The organism is Barnesiella sp. CU968 (assembly GCF_905219685.1).
GTDB classification, from domain to species: Bacteria; Bacteroidota; Bacteroidia; order Bacteroidales; family Muribaculaceae; genus Lepagella; species Lepagella muris_A.
Map to the genome: position 1 here is coordinate 1 of NZ_CAJMXD010000345.1, position 3,108 is coordinate 3,108.

General features: G+C 44.1%; 3 protein-coding genes and 1 pseudogene. All 4 read right to left on the minus strand.

Annotation, left to right across the window (positions count from 1 at the left end; all coding sequences use genetic code 11):
• Positions 1-113 precede the first annotated feature (113 nt).
• A complete protein-coding gene (gene dprA, locus JX312_RS11215) occupies positions 114-1,238 on the minus strand; it encodes a DNA-processing protein DprA (RefSeq protein ID WP_123406391.1) in 1,125 nt (374 codons plus the stop codon).
• Between the two features lie 6 nt (positions 1,239-1,244).
• Positions 1,245-1,664 (minus strand): thioesterase family protein, encoded by a 420-nt coding sequence (locus JX312_RS11220; protein ID WP_123406389.1) that lies wholly within the window; start codon positions 1,662-1,664, stop codon positions 1,245-1,247.
• Positions 1,665-1,872: 208 nt separating this feature from the next.
• A complete protein-coding gene (locus tag JX312_RS11225) occupies positions 1,873-2,388 on the minus strand; it encodes a hypothetical protein (protein ID WP_204458060.1) in 516 nt (171 codons plus the stop codon).
• Positions 2,389-2,413: 25 nt separating this feature from the next.
• Positions 2,414-3,108 (minus strand): annotated as a pseudogene (locus tag JX312_RS11230) (hypothetical protein); the annotation flags it as partial.

Sequence of the window (3,108 nt, forward strand, 5' to 3'; positions counted from 1 at the left end):
TTTTTAATGACATGAAATATTGAAGTGCCCGAAACTTCGGACACTTAAGAGAGTTATGCGCTTTATGGGACGTTTACCCTTAGTCACTACTTATATCATAAGGCAATCATGTCTCAGGAGATTGAATAGCGGTTTCCAGGCTGACGTGTGATTATGCCGTCAAACTCAAGTTCTGTCAAAGCACCCATGAGTTCCGGCACACTTATGCCGGTTCGAAGATGAATCACATCTACAGACACGGGGTCAGATTCAAACTTAAGCAATTCATATATTCTTCCCGGTGTTCCTTCAAGTTCGGGAAAAAGATTTCTCTGCTTTGGCGCCACACGTCTGCCAAGCGGCTTCCATCCCATCATCTCTATCACATCTGCGGCAGCTCCTATCAGATGTGCCTTCTCTTTTCTGATCAAAAGATTACAGCCGGCGCTTACGTCATCCGTAACCCTTCCGGGCAAAGCCATAACCTCTCTGTCATAATTGAAAGCAAGGTTGGCTGTACTCATCGCTCCACCTTTTATGGGAGATTCCACGACTACTGTCAGCTGCGAAAGACCTGCCACTATCCTGTTTCTCTCTAAGAAACAGGAACGATGCGGAGTCGATCCTGACGGATACTCTGTAATAACCGCACCTCCGTTTTTTATTATTCTTCGAGCAAGATCCCTGTTTGCCGCCGGATAAAGCGTGTCAAGACCGTGAGCAACAACAGCAATTGTCTGACAACCGGAATCCAGAGCGGCGGTATGAGCGGCGGCATCTATGCCGAGTGCAAGTCCGCTGACTATGGAAAGATCAGGAAAATATCCGCAAAGATCTGTGCAAAACCGGCTACAGAAAGACATCCCGTATTTTGTAGGCTTACGCGTGCCGACAATGCTGGCTGAATGCATCGGATTCAGTTCTGCATCACCAAGCATATAAAGAGTGACCGGAGCATCCGGTATTTCAGCAAGCAACCACGGATAATCATCGTCAGCGAGCGACAACACGCGTATCGAGTGGCGTGAAACAAACTGATACTCGTTCTTTGCCTTTTGCAAGGAGTCTTCTCTTGAGTTCGCGCCAAAACCGTTCTTACTGTTCAGTCCCAACGCATCATACACCGACAACAGATCAAGAGTAAAAAACTCCCGTGGAGTCACACCTCTCTCGACCATTCTTTTGACTATGGATGCATTGCAACCTTTCATCATCCCTAATGCTATACGATATATAGCATCTTCTTCCGTATGATTCATCGCAACTTACAGGTATTTGGCAAACAGGCGGGCGAGTTCGTCACCTCTTGTCAGCTTGCCGTCTTTAAGAATAACACATGTCACGACAGCTTCTGTGCATACCTCTCCGTCAGAACGTATTATATCCTGATGAAAAATGAATCTGGCACCCTTTCTCTCCACCCTCAGACAACTGAGAAACGTGTCTCCACCCCGCAGCGATGTCTTATATTCAATCTCTATCTTGCGAACAACGGCATCGATGCCATTATTATGCATCTGCGTAAAAGAGACTCCCGCATCCATACAGAACCTATGGCGCGTATGCTCCATATAATGAAGATAATTCGCATTGTTCACTATCTGTTCGCAATCAAGTTCATAATCGCGAACCTCCATATCCATTATGAAGCAATATTTCTTGTTCTTTTCTTTTAATATACGCATATGCAAAATCCGAATTAATTAACAAACCGACAGTCAGCAATAATCACAGCATATTGAAGTGATTTAAACTTTTTTCATCATTAAGTTTCGTTAAGATTTTGAGGGGAAAGATGCGGAATGCACCAAAATATTGATGAAGATTGATGATGAAGAAAACATGTTTTCTCTTTTATTGTATTTTCGTAAAAAGTTTAAATCACTTCATTAATCAGAAAGCACTTAATGTCAGCTTTGAAGACAATTTTCTCACAGCATTCTCAAATTCCGGTCCATCCTCAAATGCAGACAACGGCATCCATAAAAAACCGCTAACAGGCTTGTCTATGGGGAAAACCACTGAATCAGAAAACACCCTGTAAGCTCCAAACCTGCTGTAATTTATAAAGACCTCGCTCTTTTTAGTCTCATTCTCATTATTGTCTGTGTCATCACTTCCCTCTGAAGTCACAGGGAAATACATTGTTACCATCACACCATTCTCCGAAAGTGAGATATTATGATCCACAACATTGAAATAACAGTATTTATTTAATCCATGGCTATAATACAGAAACATCATGACCAACGGCAACATGATGAACAATGCCATGGCAGCTACAGCAAAATAAACAATATTGACAACAATTCCGAATACCAAGCCTGCTACAAACCACAGTGACAGAACAATGGCAGGAGTCACACCCCAGAACCAAAACATCTTGCGTGCGAAATCACCCTTAGTCATCCTGAAGACTTCATTACACAGAAAATCAGTATTTGCCGTATCCATCCCTATTCTCCCTCCCTTTTTTGAAATTCTCAACATTTAGCTGCTTTAATTTCTGCACATATCCCGTACCGTCCTCACGGAAAAGTTTTTCCATGTCGATGTATTTGTCTCCGTTTCCCTTATGTATGGGAAAAACTTCATCGCGCATCTTTTTTGCCTTGTCTGCAAGTGGAGAATGACCGTTTGGCAAAGACCCCCGCAGGTCTTTATCAACACCGTCCGGAGCGCATGTCACGGCACGCGTCTCGGCGCAGGGCGGATATCCGAGACCGGTCCACATCACATATTCGCGTTTTACCATCTCAGGGGTCACCTCCGACACTGATGACACAGGATGACAGCCCTCAATCGCAATTGTAGCAGTAGATTTATACCTGGGTATAAAATCCTGATCTATCACCCACCTCTCTCCCGCAGATGAATAGTCTCGTTTATTCATATCGTGATAAAAGCTACGACTCAGTTCCTCAGTCAGCACCTCGGGAGTTACAGACTTCGTTTTCACATATGGGTCAAGCAAATGGCAGGCATTAGCCTCACGCACAAAACCAAAACCTTCGTCCGGTCTGCCGGAATGACTGTAATTGGTACGTACGAGCACACCATTCTCGGCATCTTTCAGATCAAACCGCCTATAACTATGATTATTCGTCTCGAAATAAGCGCCATCCCCCC

What these genes read in the sequence shown, in the direction of transcription:
- JX312_RS11220 (WP_123406389.1), bottom strand. Translation starts at nt 1,664, where the DNA reads ATGCGTATATTAAAAGAAAAGAACAAGAAATATTGCTTCATAATGGAT.
- dprA (WP_123406391.1), bottom strand. Translation starts at nt 1,238, where the DNA reads ATGAATCATACGGAAGAAGATGCTATATATCGTATAGCATTAGGGATG.
- JX312_RS11225 (WP_204458060.1), bottom strand. Translation starts at nt 2,388, where the DNA reads ATGACTAAGGGTGATTTCGCACGCAAGATGTTTTGGTTCTGGGGTGTG.